This window comes from Sorangiineae bacterium MSr12523, assembly GCA_037157775.1.
Lineage (GTDB): Bacteria > Myxococcota_A > Polyangia > Polyangiales > Polyangiaceae > Pendulispora > Pendulispora brunnea.
The window spans coordinates 6,803,973-6,823,111 of sequence record CP089982.1 but is presented as its reverse complement, the minus strand read 5'-3'; the positions used below and the strand labels follow the sequence as shown (position 1 = coordinate 6,823,111).

The 19,139-nt window shown below is 65.4% G+C and carries 17 protein-coding genes; 11 read left to right on the top strand and 6 right to left on the bottom strand.

The window, feature by feature from the left end; genetic code table 11:
* Positions 1–333: 333 nt before the first annotated feature.
* Genes LZC95_26185 through LZC95_26175 form a run of 3 tightly spaced genes read left to right on the top strand, consistent with a single transcriptional unit; the run spans position 334 to position 3,499 of the window.
* Positions 334–1,482: a Gfo/Idh/MocA family oxidoreductase gene (locus tag LZC95_26185; protein ID WXA89979.1), complete on the top strand. Its 1,149-nt coding sequence runs from the start codon at positions 334–336 to the stop codon at positions 1,480–1,482.
* Complete coding sequence (locus LZC95_26180) at positions 1,479–2,654, top strand: dihydrodipicolinate synthase family protein (protein ID WXA89978.1); 1,176 nt, start codon at positions 1,479–1,481, stop codon at positions 2,652–2,654. Before LZC95_26185 ends, LZC95_26180 begins: the two co-directional genes overlap by 4 nt.
* Positions 2,651–3,499: a sugar phosphate isomerase/epimerase gene (locus LZC95_26175; protein ID WXA89977.1), complete on the top strand. Its 849-nt coding sequence runs from the start codon at positions 2,651–2,653 to the stop codon at positions 3,497–3,499. Before LZC95_26180 ends, LZC95_26175 begins: the two co-directional genes overlap by 4 nt.
* Here LZC95_26175 and LZC95_26170 read toward each other — a convergent pair.
* A complete protein-coding gene (locus LZC95_26170) occupies positions 3,465–5,051 on the bottom strand; it encodes an insulinase family protein (protein ID WXB00225.1) in 1,587 nt (528 codons plus the stop codon). The genes LZC95_26175 and LZC95_26170 overlap by 35 nt on opposite strands.
* 48 nt (positions 5,052–5,099) lie before the next feature.
* Positions 5,100–6,281 carry an insulinase family protein gene (locus LZC95_26165; GenBank protein WXA89976.1) on the bottom strand — a complete coding sequence of 394 codons (1,182 nt, stop codon included), beginning with the start codon at positions 6,279–6,281 and terminating at the stop codon, positions 5,100–5,102.
* Positions 6,282–6,586: 305 nt separating this feature from the next.
* Here LZC95_26165 and LZC95_26160 point away from each other — a divergent pair, with 305 nt between their 5' ends.
* On the top strand, positions 6,587–7,597 hold the full coding sequence (locus tag LZC95_26160; protein ID WXA89975.1) for a cation diffusion facilitator family transporter: 1,011 nt from the start codon (positions 6,587–6,589) through the stop codon (positions 7,595–7,597).
* Here LZC95_26160 and LZC95_26155 read toward each other — a convergent pair.
* On the bottom strand, positions 7,581–8,087 hold the full coding sequence (locus LZC95_26155) for a DUF4442 domain-containing protein (protein ID WXA89974.1): 507 nt from the start codon (positions 8,085–8,087) through the stop codon (positions 7,581–7,583). The two genes, LZC95_26160 and LZC95_26155, sit on opposite strands and share 17 nt — an antisense overlap.
* Positions 8,088–8,116: 29 nt before the next feature.
* Here LZC95_26155 and LZC95_26150 point away from each other — a divergent pair, with 29 nt between their 5' ends.
* From LZC95_26150 to LZC95_26120, 7 genes are all read left to right on the top strand, one after another.
* Positions 8,117–8,941 (top strand): crotonase/enoyl-CoA hydratase family protein, encoded by an 825-nt coding sequence (locus tag LZC95_26150; protein ID WXA89973.1) that lies wholly within the window; start codon positions 8,117–8,119, stop codon positions 8,939–8,941.
* An 87-nt stretch (positions 8,942–9,028) separates the two neighbouring features.
* The gene (gene rarD / locus LZC95_26145; protein ID WXA89972.1) at positions 9,029–9,955 is read left to right on the top strand and encodes an EamA family transporter RarD; all 927 of its coding nucleotides are present in this window, start codon (positions 9,029–9,031) and stop codon (positions 9,953–9,955) included.
* A gap of 98 nt (positions 9,956–10,053) precedes the next feature.
* Positions 10,054–11,631: an L-lactate permease gene (locus LZC95_26140; GenBank protein ID WXA89971.1), complete on the top strand. Its 1,578-nt coding sequence runs from the start codon at positions 10,054–10,056 to the stop codon at positions 11,629–11,631.
* Positions 11,632–11,671: 40 nt separating this feature from the next.
* Positions 11,672–13,054 carry a serpin family protein gene (locus tag LZC95_26135; GenBank protein ID WXA89970.1) on the top strand — a complete coding sequence of 461 codons (1,383 nt, stop codon included), beginning with the start codon at positions 11,672–11,674 and terminating at the stop codon, positions 13,052–13,054.
* A gap of 170 nt (positions 13,055–13,224) precedes the next feature.
* Positions 13,225–14,577: a protein kinase gene (locus LZC95_26130; protein ID WXA89969.1), complete on the top strand. Its 1,353-nt coding sequence runs from the start codon at positions 13,225–13,227 to the stop codon at positions 14,575–14,577.
* Between the two features lie 12 nt (positions 14,578–14,589).
* On the top strand, positions 14,590–15,165 hold the full coding sequence (locus tag LZC95_26125) for a tetratricopeptide repeat protein (GenBank protein WXA89968.1): 576 nt from the start codon (positions 14,590–14,592) through the stop codon (positions 15,163–15,165).
* Positions 15,162–16,694, top strand: coding sequence for a hypothetical protein (locus tag LZC95_26120; GenBank protein WXA89967.1), 1,533 nt, complete (start codon positions 15,162–15,164; stop codon positions 16,692–16,694). The genes LZC95_26125 and LZC95_26120 overlap by 4 nt, the downstream gene beginning before the upstream one ends.
* Here LZC95_26120 and LZC95_26115 read toward each other — a convergent pair.
* From LZC95_26115 to LZC95_26105, 3 genes are read right to left on the bottom strand one after another with little or no spacing between them, the layout of a single operon-like run.
* Complete coding sequence (locus tag LZC95_26115) at positions 16,669–17,433, bottom strand: hypothetical protein (GenBank protein WXA89966.1); 765 nt, start codon at positions 17,431–17,433, stop codon at positions 16,669–16,671. The genes LZC95_26120 and LZC95_26115 overlap by 26 nt on opposite strands.
* A 2-nt stretch (positions 17,434–17,435) precedes the next feature.
* Positions 17,436–18,545 carry a sn-glycerol-3-phosphate ABC transporter ATP-binding protein UgpC gene (gene ugpC / locus LZC95_26110; GenBank protein WXA89965.1) on the bottom strand — a complete coding sequence of 370 codons (1,110 nt, stop codon included), beginning with the start codon at positions 18,543–18,545 and terminating at the stop codon, positions 17,436–17,438.
* Positions 18,546–18,567: 22 nt separating this feature from the next.
* A complete protein-coding gene (locus tag LZC95_26105; protein ID WXA89964.1) occupies positions 18,568–19,137 on the bottom strand; it encodes a hypothetical protein in 570 nt (189 codons plus the stop codon).
* Positions 19,138–19,139 lie beyond the last annotated feature (2 nt).

The following is a 19,139-nucleotide window of genomic DNA, read 5'->3' as shown; positions in this document are numbered from 1 at the left end:
CCCGCAGCCTGGGCGTGGATCACGGCTGTGCCGAGAGCGGCGGTATGGGTGCGGCGCCGCCCTAGGGCTTCTTCTTTGGATGCGAGTGTTCCCACGTAAAGCAATCCGTTTCACCGCGGTGTGCTGGAGCTCATCACTACCCCTAGATTCCCCTGTGTCGGTCGGGGGCCGTGGGAGCCCCGGATCGGTAAGCGTTTTCCAGGTAGCGTCCGCGCGCTGGGATTGTCAAGTGGTTTCAAGGCGCTTTTAAGGCTCACCCTTGACCCGCGCATGCCTGAGGGGTACCGTTTTTGGGAAAGCGCTTTCCCGTAACGTTTCAAGACGAGGAGCCCCATGAGCACTCCGGTTTCGCGCTCTCTCACCGTGCTAATGAATGGTGTAACCGGCCGGATGGGATATCGGCAGCACTTGGTGCGATCGGTTCTCGCCATTCGCGAACAAGGAGGGCTTCGCCTCTCCGACGGAAGCTGCGTGCAACTCGAGCCCGTGCTGATCGGGCGCGACGCGCGCAAGCTCCGCGAGATGGCCGACCGCCACGGCCTCACGCAGTACACGACGGATCTCGACGAGGCCCTCGCGTCGTCGCCCGCCGGCTGTATCTACTTCGACGCGCAGGTGACCCACGCGCGCGAGGCCGCCCTCGAGGCGGCCATGGCATTGGGCAAACATATCTACACCGAGAAGCCCACGGCGAGCACCGCCGAGGGGGCGCACACGTTGGCCCGCCTCGCGCGGGAAGCCGGTGTCAAAACCGGTGTGGTGCACGACAAGCTTTTCCTCCCGGGCATCGCCAAATTGAAGCGCCTCGTCGACGCGGGCTTCTTCGGGCGCATTCTGAGTCTGCGCGGCGAATTCGGCTATTGGGTATTCGAAGGCGATTGGCAGCGCGCCCAAAGGCCCAGTTGGAATTACCGCGCGGCGGAGGGGGGCGGGATCGTCTCCGATATGTTTTGCCATTGGTCCTACGTGCTGGAGCATCTCCTCGGGCCCGTGCGCGCCGTGACCGCGCGGGCGGTCACCCACATTCCGCGCCGTTGGGACGAGCAGGGGAGGCCATACGATGCCACGGCGGACGACGCGGCCTATGGCATTTTCGAATTGGGCGGCGGCGTCATTGCGCAGATGAATTCCTCGTGGTGCGTGCGCGTGCATCGCGACGAGTTGCTGGAATTGCAGGTGGACGGGACCGAGGGCAGTGCGGTCGCCGGATTGCGCAACTGCCGCATCCAGCACCGCGCGACGACGCCCATGCCGGTGTGGAATCCGGATATGCCCGTGCGCGAGCGTTTTCGCGAACAATGGCAGGAGGTGCCGGACAATCATGAATTCGACAATGGATTCAAGGTCCAGTGGGAGCAGTTCCTGCGCCATGTCCTCAGCGACGAGCCGTACGCCTTCGATTTGACCTCGGGCGCCCGGGGGGTTGCGCTTGCGGAGGCCGCACTTCGCTCTTCGGCGGAAGGACGGCGCATCGAACTATGAGCCCCACCCTCACGCTGCCCACGGCCGAGGGAGGCCTCGAGCGTTACACCTTGCGTGCCCCGCGTGATTGGACCATCCCGCGCATTCCCGCGCGCACGCGCATCGCCTACGCCGCCGCGCACGTGGTTGCCGATCCGCTGGCCGACAACACACCGGGCGCCCCCGCGGTCATCGATTGGGACGCGACCATGGCCTTCCGCCGTCATTTGTGGGAGTGCGGACTGCGCGTCGCCGACGCGATGGACACCTCGCAGCGAAACATGGGGCTCGATTGGTCGGCGACGCGCGAATTGATCCGGCGCAGCGCCGCCGAGGCGCGAACGTTCGTCCCCAATGTGGATTCGCTGCTGGCCTGCGGCGCCGGCACGGATCATCTCGGTGCAGGAAGCCCCGATCTCGACGCCATCGTCGCCGCGTACCTCGAGCAAATTGCGGTCATCGAAGACACCGGCGCCCGCGTCATTCTCATGGCCAGTCGCCACTTGGCCGCATCCGCGCGAGGCCCCGACGACTACCACAGCGTCTACGGTGCCCTGCTCCGACAGCTCACGCGGCCGGTGATTCTGCATTGGCTCGGCGACATGTTCGATCCGGCGTTGCGCGGATACTGGGGCTCGGAAGACATTGCCGAGGCAACCGAGTCCTTTTTGGCGCTGGTTCGCGATTACGCCTCCCGCATCGACGGCGTCAAAGTCTCGCTCCTCGATCGCGAGCACGAAATCCGGCTCCGACGGCGCTTGCCGAAGGGCGTTCGCCTCTACACCGGGGACGATTTCAACTACCCCGATTTGATTCTCGGTGACGCCGAAGGCCACAGCGACGCGCTCCTCGGCATCTTCGACCCCATCGCACCTGCGGCCGCCGTGGCACTCGCCGCCCTCGACGCGGGGGACACTGCTCGCTATGCGGCTGCCTTCGAGCCCACCTTGCCGCTTGCCCGCTGGCTCTTTTCCGCGCCGACGTACCACTACAAGACGGGCATCGTCTTTCTGGCCTGGCTCGCCGGCCATCAAGATGCCTTCGTCATGGTGAACGGCGCCCAGAGCGCGCGCTCCGTCCTGCACCTCACGGAAGCCTTCCGCCGCGCCGATGCCGCCGATCTCTTCCCCGATCCGTTCCTCGCGGCCTTTCGCATGCGTGCGCTCCTGGCCACCTCCGGCGTCGCGGCATGAGGGCGCGTCTGTCTCTGAACCAATGGACCACGCGCCATTGGACGATGCCCGAGGCGATCGATGGCTGCGCCCGCGCGGGTATCCCTGCGATCGGCATTTGGCGGGAGCCTTTGCAGGCGTTCGGCCTCTCCGCGACCCTTCGCCGTGTGCGCGACGCGGGGCTGCGTGTGTCTTCGTTGTGCCGCGGCGGCTTTTTCACGACGTCCGATCCGTTGGCCCGCCGCGAAGCATTGGCCGACAACCGCCGCGCCATCGACGAAGCCGCCCAACTCGGTGCACCGTGCCTCGCCCTCGTGGTCGGCGGTCTTCCTGCCGGCGATCGCGATCTCCCCGGCGCGCGCCGGCGTGTCGTCGACGCTCTTGCCGAACTCGAGCCCCACGCGGCCGCCGCGGGCATTTGCCTGGCGCTCGAGCCGCTGCACCCGATGTACTGCGCCGACCGGGCCGTCATTTCCACCTTGGCGCAGGCCCTCGATATCGCCGAATCGTTTCCCGTCGAACAGGTGGGCGTCATCGTCGACACGTTCCACGTGTGGTGGGACCCCGACGTCTTCCATCAAATCGCCCGCGCCGCCGGCCGCATCGCCTCGTTCCAAGTCTCCGACTGGCTCGTCCCGGTTCCGTCGGATCTTCTGCTCGCCCGCGGCCTCATGGGCGACGGCATCATCGATTTTCCGCCTTTGTGCCGCGCAGTCTCCGCTACCGGCTACCGCGGCGACATCGAAATCGAAATCTTCAACGCCGCCCTGTGGTCACGCCCCGGCGACGAAATCGTCGCCTCGGTCGTGAACCGCTTCGAGCAACACATCGTCAAGGCAACGGAAGACGAAGACCCGCGGTCTTGAGGGCTGTGCGGATGGAGGGGCCGTCGCCGACGATGGACAAGGTGACGCCTGCGGCGGTGCAGGCGTGAATGTCGTCTCGGACGCGCTCGGGGGTCGTTGCTCCGATGTCGGCTGCCGTGGAATTCAGTGTTTCGATGGGGAAGCCGAGGTTTACCCGGTTGAGGATGGCGCGGGTCACGTTGCGGTTGGTCACGTATTGCGTCGTGTGAAGGCGTGCGGCGCGTAGTTTGGCCCATGCGAGCTCGTTCTCGGAGGCGGTCTTGTCTCCGACTTGTCGCAATGCATCGCGGACCGTCGTGAGAGCCGTCGACAGAGCGTCGCGCTCGACGGCACCACGGATCTCGAGGAAGGCCGTGCCGCCCCGCAAGACGAAGGCATTGGCGCGGATCCCATACGTCACGCCCGCCCGCTCCCTCAGCGCTTCGCCCAGCCGCGTCTGCACCAACTGTGCAGCGACGTCGTGCTGATCGTCGTCGAGGGCGCGATGCACCGCCGGTAAAATGCAACCAAGTTGAATCTGTGCTTGGGTTGCACCCGGTCGCTCCGTGACGAGCACGTTGATCTCGGGAACGGCAGATGCGGCCTTCCTGCGCGGAGGCTCGTAGGCCGGAGGAACGGGGGCCGCGCCCTGACCCGCTTCCCAGTCACCAAATTCGCTGCGAACGATCTTCTCGACCTCCGCGGGATCGATCTCTCCGACCACGGCCAGCAAGGCGTTTCGAGCGACATGCGTCCCATGGATCCAATCGTCCGCCGCCCCTTCGCTCGACTCACCGATCTCGTCCGCCGTCACGGGGCGACCGTATGGATGCCCGGCAAAAAGGCTCGACCGGAAGGCGCGCGAGGCCGCCGCCTCCGGCTTGCGCTCGGCGAGTTTCAAATACGGCACGCGATAGTTCCGAAGGCGACGAAACGAATCACTCGTCACATACGATCCGGGAACCGTCTCGGCGAGGATGGCGATCATCATGCCGACGTTTCCCGCGGCCCCGTCGAGGGCGTAGTGCATCTTGTCCTGATTCAATGTTCGCTGCATCTGACCGCCGAATTCCGCAGGCGAGCCATGCGCGTTCCAGCGAGGCGGCTGCATCAACATGGCCGCCACCTGCGCGGCGGCCGGACTTTCCGCGGCGCCGAATCCGCCGCGCATCGACAATTGCACCGAAGCAGTGGGCGACCCGTCGCGTCGTACGATGACGACCTGCAAACCATTGCTCAGAGAGAACTGTCGATATCCATTCGGCACCGGCGAAGGCGCGATGGCAGCAAGCCGCTCGGTATCGACTCGAAGAGGCAACGCGTCCTCCTCCCCGAGTTGCTGGGAACCGATGGACTTTGCATCAGCCCGCGCTCCGCCTGGAGCGGGCATGAAGAGCACTGCCCGCGCACGATCGCGCGCCAGGTACTTTTCCGCATAATCGATCAGCTTCGAGGACTTGAGCTCCAGGACCTTGTCGACGCTACGCAGGTAGGTCGCTGGGTTCTTGGTAAAATGCGTGGTGAGTGCGCGCGTGGTGCCATGCCTTACGATGTCTTCCGTCTCCAGGAGCATCTTCACCACGGCCTCATTCTGGCGGCTCCCAAAGACCACCTGGCCAAATTACATGGCTATGTGGTTGATCGGCTCATCCCAGATTTCGGGCAATTGATCGAGCACGTGTTTGAGGCTTCTCTCGGGGTCCGCGGCCTCTTGGAGTCCTACACGGCACACCAGCATCGAGGCGTCTTTCCCTTGCACGACGCCCGTGTCTACGAAGATGACGTCCCGCACGCCGGCATCGCCTGCACCATACGAGCTTCGCAGCGCGGCCGCGGACAGTCCTTCCGCGGCCATGTCCTCGATCATGCCCACGAGGTGGGTGTCCGCATCGAACGCGCGCGGGAGCGACCACCCGATCCAAAGCTCCGGTGTGGCGACGGCGGCCGTGCTTCGCGTGAGAAGCTGCGGCGGGGGAGCCGGGGGTTCGGGCGGCTGCTCCGGAAAGACCGGGCGAGCCTTGGCGGGCCGCGCGCGCAGGAGTTCGGGCGGGAGCTCTTGCTTGACGATGGCATCGATCGAGGCCATATCGATGTCGCCGACGATCGCGAGGGTCATGTTGTCGGGTTGATACTGCGCGTCGAGGAATGCCTTGATGTCGTCGACCTTGATGGAGGTCAGGCTCTCGTGGGTCCCAATGACGGGGCGTGCATACGGGTGTCCTTCGGGAAACACTGCCTTTTGCAACGTGCCGAGCGTCTCGCCCATGAAGCCTGTCTCGTTGTGCTCGCGCAGTTCACTCCGAACGACGTCGAGCTCCACGGAGAGCGTCTCCGGCGTCAGCTTCGTCACCGGCGCGAGCATCCGCGCCCCCTCGAGCCGAAGCAATTCGCCCAGCGAGGAAGCCGGTCCAACCTCGTGGTACACGGTGGCATCCAGCGACGTGTACGCATTCCATTCGCCCGCACCGGCGCGCTCGAGGAGCCGTCGAAGTCCGGATTTGCCAAAGGGCCGTGAGCGAAATGCCAAATGCTCGATGTAGTGGGCCAGACCTTCCTTGCCGGGCGGATCGCTGGAGGAGCCCGCGCCCACGACGAGGAACAGCCCGACGAGCTTCGTGCGCGCATCGCGCTCCGCAAGGACGCGGAGGCCCGAGGGATAGACCATCTGCCGCACCGGCAACTCCAGGTTGCGCATCACGAGCCCCTGCCGCGCCGGCACGAGCGACGCCTTGCACCCCGACACCGTGAAGGCCATCGCGATCGCAACCAGGGCGACCCCGAGGAAGAGTTTACGAAAGATCACGCTCACACCCCTCAATCGACCGGCGCCCCTGCTTGGTTGCGCGAAACGGCGCGCCCTTTTCGAGTCCAGGCGGTCGGCCCTCCCTGCCTCGGACGCCCGGCTGGGGGGGCCAACGGCATTCGCGATTCGCGAATCGCGAATGCGCCTCGACCCGCAAGGCGGAGTCCATCACCTCGATCGCGCCAGTACTCCGCGTGCCCCGTGTGATCAGCGCGCCGGAGCGCCTCGGCGCCATGCAATGTGTTCCTTGGACGTCAGCCGCCAAATATGCAAAAGAAGCGCCCTTTTTCGCTGCTGGCTCACGCGTGTCGCGACGTCGCGACAACGCTTGGCGCTTTCGCGTAAAGTGCTTCGTCTACATGTCGGACCAAGAGCACTCGACCAAGCACATTTTGCAATCGCTGTTCGTCAATATGATCATCGCGGCCACCAAAGGCGTGGTGGCGGCGTTCACCAAGTCGGGGGCCATGCTCGCGGAGGCCATCCATTCGTCGGCGGATTGCCTCAATCAATTGCTTTTGCTCGTGGGCGTCAAACAATCGCGGCAAAAGCCGGATGCACTGCATCCCCTCGGTTATGGCCGGGCTACGTATTTTTGGTCCTTCCTCGTCGCGCTCATGCTCTTCACGGGCGGCGGCGTCTTTTCCATTTATGAAGGTATTCACAAAATCCACGAGCCCGAGGCCGTGGAGCGCGTTTGGCTTGGCATTGCCATTCTCGTGTTTTCGCTCCTGCTCGAAGGCTGGTCCACCTTTTCGAACATTCGCGATCTGAACGAGAAGCGCGGCGCGATACCTTTCTTCCAGTACCTGCGCACCACCAAAGACGCGGACCTCGTGGTCATCTTCGGGGAAAACTCCGCCGCCACCCTGGGCCTCCTCTTTGCCCTGGCGGCGCTCGTCCTCGCGGCGGTGACGGGCGATGGGCGATGGGACGGCGTGGGAAGCTTGCTCGTCGGGCTCGTGCTCGTGGCCGTGGCGGTCTTTCTCGCGACCGAGGTCAAATCGCTCTTGCTTGGCGAATCGGCCGATCCCGATGTGGAAAAGGCCGTGCGACAGGTCGTCTCCGAAATGGAGGAGCTCGAGCGCATCTTGTCCCTGATTACCTTGCAGCAAGGGCCGGGCGAAGTGCTCGTCGCCGTCAAATTGGCATTTGCCTACAAAATGGATATCGACGCGGCGTGCGGCACCATCAACGCGTTCGAGGCGCGGCTTCGCCAATTGCGGCCCGAGGTGCGTTGGTGCTTCGTCGAGCCGGACATCCCCCGCGTCGTCTCGTCCTTGCGCGACGCCGGGGGAGCTACCGCTTCGGCGTAACCCAGATTTGAATGCGCGCAACGAACACCTCCTTGCCCGAGGGATCCGTCACGCGCACCGGCACCACGATGTCCTGCTTGTCGCCCAACGGCGACGGCAGGTCCAACGTGGCCGTGGCCTGCATGCGGCCCTTGGCCTTCGCCAGATATTCGGTCTGCATGCTCTTTGGAATCCACCGGTGCGACACCGGAATGGTCATCTCGGCCACCGCGCCCATGGCCAGCTCCGCGAGGTTGCACAATGCAATCGCGTGCACCGTGCCGATGTGATTGCGCACCCTTCGCCGGTCGTCCATGTGCACGCGCACCTCGCCGGGTCGCACGGAATCGACCACCGCGGGAATGGTCCGGAAATAGGGCGCGGCCAGCTTGAACCCCTCCGAGAAAATCCGCTTGCCGAGCCCCAGGGGCAGCGGCTCGAGCATCCGGTAATACCGAAGAAGACGCGGGACTTCGGTGGCCTCGGGTACGCGGTCGGTTGCGCTAGACATGACCCGAGCTTACCTGAAAACCTGGCGCCATGACGGACACCCCGAACGATCGCGACGGCCTTCCCGTACGCGTGCGCTATGAAGGCGAGCTCGCGTTCGTGACGTTGTCACGACCCGACAAGCACAACGGCATCGATTTCCCAACCTTGAAGCACCTCGTCGCCGCCGCCGAATCGCTCCAGAAGAACCGCACCGTCCGTGCCGTCATCCTCCATGGCGAAGGTCCGTCCTTCTGCGCCGGACTCGATTTCAAATCCGTTCTCGGGCAGCCGCTGCAACTCGCCACCGGCCTTGCGCGATTGTGGTCCCCCACGGCAAACCTCTTTCAGCGCGCCACACTCGCCTGGCGCGATCTCGCCGTCCCCGTCATCGCCGCCATCCACGGTTCGTGCTTCGGCGGCGGCTTGCAACTCGCCCTCGGCGCGGATTTTCGATTCGCCACGGCCGACGCCAAGATTTCCATGATGGAATCGAAGTGGGGCCTCATCCCCGACATGGGCGGAACCGTCACCTTGCGCGAGCTCGTTCCCATCGACGTCGCGAAAGAGCTCACCATGACCGGCCGCATCGTCAGTGGCATCGAGGCCAAGTCGCTCGGTCTCGTCACCCACGTCAGCCAGGCACCGCTCGAGGATGCGAGGAAGCTCGCCGAAGAGATCGCGACCCGATCGCCGGATGCCGTCGCCTCCGCCAAAGCATTGCTGCAACATGCATGGAATGGCGGGGAAGGGGAGGCGCTGTCGTGGGAACGCCGCTTCCAGCGCCGCCTCGTCGGCTCCAAGAATCAGCGCATTGCCCTCAAGGCCGGTTTGGAAAAGCGCGCCATTCCATTCCTTCCGCGGGCGCGCCGATAGCTCCCATAGCCCCGCTGGCCGGGGGCCATTTGCCGGATTGGACCCTGGCTTTTCCGACCGAACGGCACCAAAGTCCCGCATCCGAGAATGAGTGAGCAGCGTAAGGGGGTTTTTTTCGGGATCGCCGCCTATATGTCGTGGGGCCTTTTCCCACTCTTCTGGCCGCTTCTCAAACCGGCCGCGGCCTTCGAGATCCTCGCTCACCGCATCGTCTGGTCGCTCGTCGTCATGGTCATCCTCATGGCGCGGCTGCGCAGCCTGAACTGGCTTCGCGCCATCGGAGGCCGCCGGATTCGTATGCTGGCGTTGGCCGCCGGGCTCGTGTCCGCCAACTGGGCCACGTACATCTGGGCCGTGAACCACGGCCATGTGGTCGAGACGGCGCTCGGGTACTTCATCAACCCGCTCGTGTCGGTCCTCCTCGGCGTCTTCTTCCTCGGGGAGCGCGTCCGGCGCGCGCAGTGGATCGCGTTGAGCATTGCGGCCATCGCGGTCGTGATCCTCACCATCGACTACGGGCGCCTGCCTTGGATCGCGCTGACGTTGGCTCTGACCTTCGGCCTCTATGGCTTCGTCAAGAAGAAGGCCGCGGTCGGCGCCCTCGAGAGCCTCACCGTCGAGACGGGGCTGCTCTTTCTTCCGGCCCTCGGCTACCTGCTTTACGTCGACGGCACGGGGCACGGGACCTTCGGGCATGTCTCCACCAGCAAAGATCTGCTCCTCGCCTCCTGCGGCGTACTGACGGCCGTCCCCCTTCTCTGGTTCGCCGCCGCCGCCAACCGCGTGCCGCTCACGACCGTGGGGCTATTGCAGTACATCGCCCCCATCTTGCAATTCCTTTGCGGGGTGGTCGTGATGCATGAAGACATGCCCGCGTCACGCTGGGCCGGATTCACCTTGGTTTGGCTCGGTCTCGCGGTCTTCGCCCTCGAGTCCATCCTCCACCGCCGCAGGCAAATGCAGCAATTAAGTGGTGCTGCACCGGCGATCCCCCCGGGCTCCCGTCCTGCCTAAGAAAAGAAAGTTCACAGCAAGACGCCGAGACGGGAAGGGATTTTGATTTTCGGCTGAATCTCCTAGGGTTTCCAAAGGGGCCCTTCTGGAGGTCGACCATGTTCGTGCAGCCGCTTACGCCGGTCGGTGAATCGCTCGCGCTCTCGGCACTCATCGCGTTGTTGCCGTTGGTGATCTTGTTCGTCCTGCTCGGGGGCCTTCGCGTCGCGGCGTATCGGGCCGCACTGATCGCGCTGGCGCTGGCCATCCTGGTGGCCGTTTTCGCCTTCCAAATGCCCATGGTGCAAGCGCTTTCCAGCGCGGCCCAGGGAGCAGTCTTTGGCGTCTTCCCGATCCTGTGGATCGTCATCAACGCGCTCTGGGTCTATCACATGACCGTGAAAACCGGGCACTTCGACGTGCTCCGGCGATCCTTCAGCCGCATCTCCGACGATCCACGCATCCAAGGTGTCATCGTCGCATTCTGTTTCGGCGGCTTGATCGAAGCCCTCGCCGGTTTCGGTGCCCCGGTGGCCATCTCCTCGGTCATGCTCGTCGCGCTGGGGTTCCCTCCCATGCGCGCCGCCGTCGTGGCGCTCGTGGCCAATACGGCACCCGTGGCTTTTGGCGCCATGGGCACCCCGGTGGTGACCTTGGCCAAGGTCACCGCGCTCCCGCTTGGTCCCCTCTCGGCCACCGTGGGGCGGCAAACGCCGCTGCTCGCGCTCTTCGTGCCGCTCGTGTTGGTCGCGCTGATCGACGGCAAACGCGGCCTGCGTGAAACATGGTTTCCCGCGCTCCTCTGCGGTACCGCCTTTGCCGTAGGCCAATTCGCCACGGCGAATTACCTCTCCACGGAGCTGACCGACATCGTCGCGTCGCTGGCCGGTGCGCTCGTTCTCGTCTTCATGCCGCGCAAAAACCCGAATGCGACGGCGACGGAAGAGCAGACCGATTCGACGGCGGAAATCGTACGCGCGTACGCTCCTTACGCGGTCATCATCGTCATCTTCGCCCTCGCGCAGATCCCCGCGTTGAAGTCGTTGCTCGCATCGGCCACGCAGACCTTCCATTGGCCGCTGCTCGACATCAAAACCGCGGCGGGCAAGCCTGCGTCGGGGAACAACTTCTCCCTTCCGCTGCTCGCCACGGGCGGCACGTTGGTGCTGCTCTCCGGCGTCATCACCGCGGCCATCTTGAAGCTTTCGCCGAAGGACGCCGTCCTCGAGTACACGTCGACGGTGAGCAAGCTCCGTCTTCCCATCGTCACCGTGATGGGCGTTCTCGGCCTCGCGTACGTGATGAACCTCTCGGGCCAGACGGCCACCATCGGCTCGTGGATTGCGGGGACGGGGCCTGCGCTCGCGTTTCTCTCCCCGGTGCTCGGTTGGTTTGGCGTGGCGGTGTCCGGATCGGACACCTCGTCCAACGCGCTCTTCGGCGCCTTGCAGGCCACGGCGGCAACGCAAGCGGGGCTCTCGCCGGTGCTTCTCTCGGCGGCCAACAGCTCCGGCGGCGTCCTCGGAAAGATGATCTCGCCGCAGAATCTCACCATCGCCTGCGCCTCGGCTTCCATGGTGGGGCAGGAGAGCGTGCTGCTTCGTCAAGTGCTGCCGTGGAGCCTCGGCCTTCTCGTGGTCATGTGCGTCATTGTCGTGCTGCAGAGTACGTCGGTTCTGGGGTGGATGCTTCCATGAGAATCGTAGATCCTTGCTTCACGAGGAGCGTCGAACCGACATGACCATCCGCCGTCTCGCCCCGCTCGTTGCGTCTCTACTTGGAGTGGGCGCTGCGCACTGCAATTCGAATCCCCCGCCGGAATCGCAGACGCCTTCCACTGCGCAACCACCGCCTTCGTCCGAGCCGGTTGCCGTGACCCCAACCCCCGCACCGAGCGCGAGCGCCATGCCCCCTGCCAGCGACACATCGGCCTCGTCGGGGGCCTCCGGCTCGATTTCCGCGGAGATCACCACGCGCTTCGCGCACGACAGCAACTTGTTCGGCTTCGATTTGTACCAGCGCGTGCGCACCCAGAAGGGCAACATCGTCGTCTCGCCCGCGAGCATCACCACCGCGCTGACGATGGCGTGGGCCGGCGCCAAGGGCGATACGGCCGACCAAATGCGAAAGGTGCTTCACCTCGAGGGCACGCCGCAGGAGGTGCTGCAGTCGGCGGGCAAACTCTCGAGCGCCCTGCAGGAGCCCACCCGGCCCATCAAGTTCCGCATTGCGAACCGGCTCTTCGGCGAGAAGACGTACAAGTTCGAATCGCCCTTCCTCGAGTCCACCAAGGCCGCCTTCGGCGCGCCGCTCGAGGCGGTCGACTTCATCAAGGCGCCCGAGCCGACGCGCGTGCGCATCAATGCGTGGGTCGAAGAGCAAACGGAAAAGCGCATCAAGGATCTCATCCCCGCGGGCACCATCAAGCCCGATTCGCGGCTCGTGCTGGTCAATGCCCTCTACTTCCTCGGCGATTGGCAGACGCCCTTCGACAAAGAAAAGACCAAGCCGTCGCCATTCCATGTGAACGCCACGACGAAGAAGGACGTCTCCACCATGCGCCGCGAGGACCGTCTGCGCTTCGTGCAGCAAGATGGGCTGAAGGCGCTGGAGATCGGCTACAAGGGCGGCCAGATGTCCATGCTCTTCGTGCTGCCCGACAAGGTCGACGGCGTGGAGGCTCTCGAGAAGTCGCTCGACAATGGCAAGATCGCCGACCTCGTCTCCGCGCTCAAACCGCAAACGGTGAACGTGGAAGTTCCGAAGTTCGAGATCAATCCCTCGGCCTCGCTCGCCTTGGGCGATCGGCTGCAAGAGATGGGGATGACACTCGCCTTCAATCGCCGCACGGCGGATTTCACGGGCATCGCGAACCCGCCGTCGCCCGACGACAAGCTTTATATCTCGCAGGTGTTTCACAAGGCCTTCGTCAAGGTCGATGAAAAGGGAACCGAGGCGGCGGCCGCCAGCGCGGTGGTGATGATGCGTGCCACGGCGATGCCCATGCCCGAGAAGGTGGCGCAGTTTCACGCGGATCACCCGTTCTTGTTCTTCATTCGCGACAATGCGACGGGGATGATCCTGTTCAACGGCCGCGTGGCCGATCCGTCTGCGAAGTAGAAAAAGGTAGAGAAGGGGAGCGAAGGAAGGAATTTGCGCCAGGGCCGGTAAGACGGATGTGCGTGGCATCCGTCCCTGACAATTCCCGGCCTTCCGGTCCCACCGGTCCCACCGGTCCCACTGGCACGCACATTCGGTCGCGCTCCCATCGCAACCTCGTGGGCGAAACCGTGGGGAGCTATAGGCTCATCCGCCTCTTGGGCGAGGGGAGCGCGGGCGTGGTGTACCTCGGCGAGCATCCCCTCGTCGGGGCGCGCGTGGCGATCAAGATACTCCACGAGTACTGCGCGGATTCGCCGGACATGCTCGAGCGCTTCATCAACGAGGCCAAGGCGGCCAACGTGATTCAGAGCCCGCACATCGTCCGCTGCAGCGACTTCGGGACCCTTCCTGATGGGGCGAGCCACTATGCCGTGATGGAGTACCTCGAGGGACAAACCCTCGAGCAGATGCTCACCCGGCGCGGCGTGCTGGAATTTTGGCACGCCGCCGAGGTGTGCCGCCAGATTGCCGTGGGCATGGCGGGCGCGCACGCGGCGGGCATCATCCACCGCGATCTCAAGCCGGCCAACGTGTTCGTTCAGTACGATGCGGGCGGCACGCCGTTCGTGCGCATTCTGGATTTCGGAATTGCCAAGTTGATGGAGTCGACCTGGCAGGGCGGCGGCGTGGACTCGTCGCCGCAGCCGAAGGCGACCCTCACCGGCACCGTCATGGGAACGCCGCTGTACTGCTCGCCGGAGCAGGCGGACGGCAAGTCGGTGACCACGGCCAGCGACATCTATTCGCTGGGCGCGATGCTCTACGAGCTCGTCTCCGGGCGGGCGCCCATCGAGGGCGACAACCTCGTGCAGATCTTCGTGCGCAAATCCACGGTGGAGCCGGTGCCGATTCACGAGCTCTGTCCGGATCTGCCGGCGGACTTCGCGGAACTCATCATGCAGATGCTCGCGCGGGCGCCGCACGGGCGGCCTGCATCGATGGACGACATCGCGCAGCGGCTCGATGCCGTCGTGCAAAAGATGCCAGCTTCGTCGCGAACCGCGCAGCCGGCCTCGCGGGTGAATCCCTCGTTGAACGCGACGCTCGCCAGTGCCGCGCTTCCCTTGGTGACCACGCCGCGGCCGATCGTCGTCTCGTCCGCACCGCCGGTGCGGCCGTCGCGATTTCGGCGCGCGCCCTGGATTCTCGCGGCGGCGTTGACGCTGGGGATTGCGGCTTTTGCCGTGCATCGGACGTCCCGCGGGCCCGATGCGCCGATGTCGGCCTCGAGTTCCGCGAACGTGATCGTGCCGGTTCCCGAGGTGGCACCTTCGTTCGTGGCGGCAACGGCGGACAAATCGGAGCCGGCGCCCCCGCCCGTTCCGGTGGAATCGCTGGCCGTTGCGCCGAGGCCGAGTGCGCGGCGTCCGGCTGCGCGCAAAGCACCGGCGCCGCCTCCCGAGACCGCGGAAAGTGCGCGCCCCGTCGTTCCTGCTCCGCCGGCGAATTCGGCGGGCAAGCTCGTCAATCCTTTCGACTGAAACACGCTTCCCATGAAATGGCTTTTCATCACGTGGCTCGCGCTCGTCGTGTCCTCGCCCGCCGTCGTGCGCGCCGAAGACACGGTCACCACCGAAGCGCGCGCGCGGCAGTATTACACCGAGGGCACGGAGCATTTTCAGAGCGGCCGTTACTTGGAGGCTGGTGCGGCCTTCACCGCGGGCTACGAGCTGTCGCACAAACCGGGATTTCTATGGAACATGGCGGAGTGCGCGCGCCTGGGCGGGCAGGGGGAGCGTGCGCTTGATCTGTACCGGCGCTACGTGAAGGAGGCGCCCGAGGGTAGGCAGCGCACCGACGCGGAGAAGCACATTCGTGAGTTGGAGCCGCCTGCACCTGCGCCCAAGCCGGTGGCCATCGAGGTGAAACCGCATCGCGAGCGCGATGTGTTCCGGCCGCTGCCCGGGGACAAAAAGCCGGATTCTCCCATCACGCACCGCTGGTGGTTCTGGACCGGTGCCGCCGCCGTCGTGGCCGGCGCCATCGTCACGGGCGTGGTGATCGCGACCAGCGGCGGCAAAGACGCCTCCGGCCCCTCGGGGGCGACCGTCGACTGGAGAACGCGATGAAGCGCTCCGTCGCTCTCCTTCCGTGCGCGCTGCTCGTCCTCGCATGCGCGGGCTCCGAGGACGAGTCGCTGACGGCCATCCGCGTGAGCGCCACCATCGACCCACAGGCGAAGCTCACGCAGCTGCAGCTGCAGAACGGCGAGCGCGTGGCCACGGTGCCCGAGGCGCCGCGGGCCCTCGCCGCCGTCGAAACCGTCACCGTGATGCTCGACGATGCGGCGGCCGGCGTTCCGCTCCACATCGACGTGTGGGGTCTCTCGGGCGGCGCACGCATGGCGCATGGCACCCTCGACGTGACCCCCGAGCGGCATCGCACCATCGACGCGTCGACGACGCTCGCGCCCATCGGCTGCATCGACGAGTGCCAGGCCAACGCGACCCAGTGCACCGATCAAGGCGTGGCGCGCTGCGGGCAATTCGACGAGGACACGTGCCTGGAGTGGGGCACACCCACCGCGTGCCCATCGGGCGAGTCGTGCGCCGGTGGAACGTGCACGCGGTGCGCGTGGAGCATCGCGTCCGTCGATGCAACGACCAACGTGGGACCTTCCACGTCGCTCGAAGTGGGCCGCGACGGCGCCGTGCACGTGAGCTATTGGGACCAAGCGAGGGATGCACTGAATTACGCGTACCGCCCGCGCGGTGGCGCCTGGGCGATGTCCATCGTCGATGGCGACCACGCCGGCGAGCAGTCGTCGCTCGCGGTGAACGACGCCGACGGAAGCGTGCACATCGCTTACGCCCGCGCGAAGAGCGAGCTCAAAATGGCCGATTCGGCCGCCCGCGGGGGCGCTTGGACCACCGGCGTCGTCGACACGATTGGCAGCCGCGGGCCATTCCCGTCGCTCGCGGTGAGCAAGTCCGGCGCGCTGCGATTGAGCTACATGCAGGGCACCCAAGGCGTGGCCGACGGCGTTCTTCGCTTCGCGGAGCGCGCGAATGCCACGAGCGCGTGGGCGCTGGAAACCGTCGACGACGAGGCGGGCGTCAACGCCGGCGAGTACGCGTCCCTGGTCATCGACCCGTCGGACCGCACCTCCATCGCCTACAGCGTGGTGGTCCCGCACGATCTCCGTGTGGCGGAACGTGTCGGGTCGGGCTGGGCGAAGCAAACCGTGGATGCCTCGAACAACGTGGGCGCGTACGCGTCACTGGCCGTCGATGCGGCGGGCACGTTGCACGCGAGCTATTACGATTACAGCGCGGGCGACTTGAAGTACGCTTTTAGGGCGCGCGACGCCAATTGGCAGATACGCACTGTCGATACGACCGACGACGTGGGCCGTTTCAGCTCGATCGCGGTCAGCGCCGCGGGCGACGTGTACATCGCGTATTACGATTCCACGCGCAACCAGCTCAAATATGCGAGGCGCACCGGCGACGCGTGGTTCATGGACACGGTGGAGACCGTGGCGGAGCTCGCGGGCACCTCCATCGCGGTGGACGATGCCGGCGGGGTTCACGTGAGCTATTCCGGTCGCCGCACGGCGGTGAGCCACGATCTCAGGTACGCCTATCTGTGCAAATAGCCCGCTCCACCGCCGCAATGGCCCCCTCGGGCCATTTGTCCGGGAGTTCGCGCCGGGCCAATGCCAACAAGCTCCGCGCCGCCACGTCGACAGGTTCGGTGAGGGCGGTGTCGATCTCCTGGGCAAGGCCGGGCCAAGCCCGTTCGACGCGACGAAACGGATCCAAGCCATCCAGCACGTCCGAAGGCCGCTGACGCGCCAGCAACAGGAGCAAGTGCTCCAAGGCCTGCACCTTCACCAAGCGATGAGCGCTGAGCCGCTCTCCGCGGCGAAAGCGCGCCACGCCGACCAAGAGCTGCGTGAGAAATTGCCCCACGAGGTGCGCATCGTCCTGCGCCGGGGCCGCCGCCGTGGCAGCTTGCACGGCCTGCATCCGCGCCTCGACATCGGCGCGATCGACGAGCACGCGGTAGCGATTGACGCGCGCGAGTGCGATCTCGTCCGGGTCGAACACGGCAAACTCGAGCAGGTGCCCGTCGCGGTAAACGACCTTGAGCCCGTGCGCGGTCTCCCGAAACGAGAGGACCACGTCCTCGGCACGGGGTAGCCAGCTCGAATCACGCCACCGCTCCTGCGTGCCCGGGGGAACGATGACGAAAAAGTCGTGGTCCGACCAGGCATCCGCAGGCGCACCCTGGCCCGACATCGAGCCCAGCGCCACCAGCCCGAGCGCGTCTGGCGCTGCGGCCACGCGTTGGCAAAGCGCCTCGGTGAAGGCGCGGTATTCTTCGGGCGACACGACTACTGCGGCGCAGCGAGGCGCTGCCCGGTTTTGCTCGAGAAGACGTGGGTCTCTTCGATGCGCACCGACAGATGCACGCGCTCACCACGGCGCGGCGGATTGCGCGCATCGACGCGGGCCACGATGTCGTGCTGCCCATCGGGTAACTCGACACTGCCATAGAGGTACGCATCGGCGCCGAGCTCCTCGACGACGTTGACCGTGACGGGCAGCCCTTCGGCCTGCGATGCCCCCGAGCCCGAAAGCTCGAACGACTCCGGACGGATGCCGATGGTGATCTCGCCGTTCTTCTCGGTTTTCGCCGCGGCCAGCGCGTGCGGCGGCAGCGGCAGTTGGTGGCTGCCCACGCGAACGAAGGAGTCCTCGAAGGGTACGTCGAGCAAGTTCATCGCGGGCGAGCCGATGAAGCCGGCCACGAAGACGTTGGCGGGGCGCTCGTACATCGCGCGCGGCGTATCGCATTGCTGGAGCACGCCGTCCTTGAGCACGGCCACGCGATCGCCCATGGTCATCGCCTCCACCTGGTCGTGGGTGACGTAGACGGTGGTCACGCCGAGCCTGCGCTGCAGCGACGCAATCTGCGTGCGCGTTTGCACGCGCAGCTTCGCATCCAGGTTGCTGAGCGGCTCGTCCATCAGGAACACCTTGGGCTGGCGCACGATGGCCCGGCCCATGGCCACGCGCTGCCGCTGGCCCCCGGAGAGCGCCTTCGGTTTGCGCTCCAGGTATTCCTCGAGGCTGAGGATCTTCGCCGCCTCGCGCACCCGCTTCGCGATCTCCTCCTTGGCGACACCGGCGATCTTGAGCGCGAACCCCATATTTTCCGCAACGGTCATGTGCGGGTACAGCGCGTAGTTCTGGAACACCATGGCGATGTCCCGTTCCTTCGGGGGCAGGTGGGTCACATCGCGGTCGCCGATGTGGATGGACCCCGAGTCGATGTCCTCGAGCCCGGCGAGCATCCGCAGCGCGGTGGACTTGCCGCAGCCCGAGGGGCCGACCAACACCAAGAATTCCCCTGCGCCTATCTCCAAATTCAGCGCGTTGACGGCTGGACGGGAGGCACCGGGGTAAATGCGGGTGGCGTTTTGGTAGATGACCTTGGACATCGACCCGGGATTGTACCCGGAATTACACTTCTACGGCATCGAGTTTGACGACCACGAACCGATTCGCGGTGGGGAAATAGAGCACGTACCAATCGATCCAATGGTGCGAGCCCGGCGCCTCGAGGCGGTCGTACTTGATGTGCCCGATCTGGAAGTCCTCGACCCCGACGGCATGCTGCGCGGCCGCCACGGCGCCGGTCATCTTGAATCGCTGCAGATCCGTGTCGAGCTGCTGACGGCCGGCCGCACCCTCGATGCTGGCATCGAGCCCGTAGGCCGCGGCATACGACTGCAAAATCTCATCGAGGGTGGGATCCTGGGGCTGCGATTGCACATACACGTAGTCGGTCCCCTCGACCTGCATGTAATAGGGGTTCGTCTCGTTGGCATGCGCGACGAGGGCATTCAACTCGTCGGGCGGTACGTCGTACTGCTCGAAGTCGACCTGGTCGTAACCCGCGGTCAAGGAAGACGAGGTACCGCGGGTATCGGCACCGCGCGTATCGGCCGCACAGCCCATGAGAAGACCCGCCGTGAGCGCGAGGGTGCCAAGAAGCATTCGATTCGTGAGAGCCGAGAAAGGGATGAGCATGG